Origin of the sequence: Ectothiorhodospira mobilis (genome assembly GCF_900114895.1) — a bacterium.
GTDB classification, from domain to species: domain Bacteria; phylum Pseudomonadota; class Gammaproteobacteria; order Ectothiorhodospirales; family Ectothiorhodospiraceae; genus Ectothiorhodospira; species Ectothiorhodospira mobilis_A.
This window is the reverse complement of sequence record NZ_FOUO01000032.1, coordinates 1-1,272: the sequence shown is the minus strand read 5'-3', so window position 1 is coordinate 1,272 and position 1,272 is coordinate 1. Positions and strand designations below refer to the sequence as shown.

Below are 1,272 nucleotides of genomic sequence, written 5' to 3'. Positions count from 1 at the left end.
TGAGGTGGACCCCAAAATTCGGACCAGGGGTTAAGCTCTGATCATTCCGACAGGAGAATCTGATCATGAGCAGGAAACGCAAGCAATACAGTGCCGACTTCAAGGCCAAGGTGGCCCTTGAGGCCCTCAAAGGGGAGCAGACCACCTCGGAGCTGGCAGCCCGCTTCGAGATCCATCCGACCATGGTGAGTCAGTGGCGGCGTGAGTTGCTGGACAAGGCGACGGGGATCTTCGAGGGCAAGAGTGGCGGCAAAGCTGCCCAGAAGACCCAGGAGGAGATCGACATCCTGTACCGTGAAATCGGCAAGCTGACGGTGGAACGGGATTTTTTATCGCGCAGGCTCGGTCGTTGAGCCGGGCCCAGCGACAGGCCTTGGTGGAGCCACGGGCGGTTGATGTCAGCGTGCGGCGACAGTGTCAGTTGCTCGACATCAGTCGTTCCTCGGTGTACTACCGGCCCAAGCCGGCCCAGGATAGCGACCTGGAGCTGATGCGCCTGATTGACGAGGAATACCTGCGCAGGCCGTTCTATGGTTCACGGCGGATGAGGGTCTATCTCAACCGCTTGGGCCACCCGGTAAACCGCAAGCGAGTCCAGCGGCTGATGCGCCAGATGGGTCTGCACGCCGTGTATCCGAGGCCGCGTACCAGTCGACCGGGCGAGGGCCACCGGATCTATCCCTACCTGCTGCGGGATCTGGTGATCGATCGTCCCAATCAGGTCTGGGCGACCGATGTGACGTTCATCCCGATGGCCCGGGGGTTCATGTACCTGGTGGCCATCATGGACTGGCACAGTCGTCGTGTGCTCTCCTGGCGTGTATCGAACACCCTGGACACCGACTTCTGCATTGATGCCCTTGAGGAGGCTCTGGCACGCCATGGGCGGCCCGAGATCTTCAACACTGACCAAGGCTGCCAGTTCACCAGCAAGGCGTTCACTCAGGTGCTGGAATCCCACAAAATCCAGATCAGCATGGACGGCAAGGGCTGTTACCAGGACAACATCTTCGTGGAGCGGCTCTGGCGCAGCGTGAAGTACGAGTGCGTCTACCTGAAGGCCTTTGAAAATGGAGCCCACTTACGCCAGGATCTGAAGCAGTACTTCGCCTGGTACAACGCAGAGCGGCCCCACCAGGGGCTGGACGATGCAACACCGGATGAGGTCTACTTCAACCAACCTCTGACTCGGGCGGCCTGACGCCTGAGAGATACAACCCGGTTAGAGCTTAAACCCCCTGTCAGGTGGTCCAGCAGATGGGGTCCACTTCA

Annotated in this window: 1 protein-coding gene; it reads left to right on the top strand. The window is 59.9% G+C overall.

Going from position 1 to position 1,272, the window contains the following annotated elements; all coding sequences use genetic code 11:
- Positions 1 to 65: 65 nt before the first annotated feature.
- A protein-coding gene (locus BM214_RS12285; RefSeq protein WP_425319165.1) for an IS3 family transposase occupies positions 66 to 1,201 on the top strand; the annotation gives its coding sequence in 2 pieces (ribosomal slippage) (positions 66 to 342 and positions 342 to 1,201; 1,137 coding nt in all).
- Positions 1,202 to 1,272 lie beyond the last annotated feature (71 nt).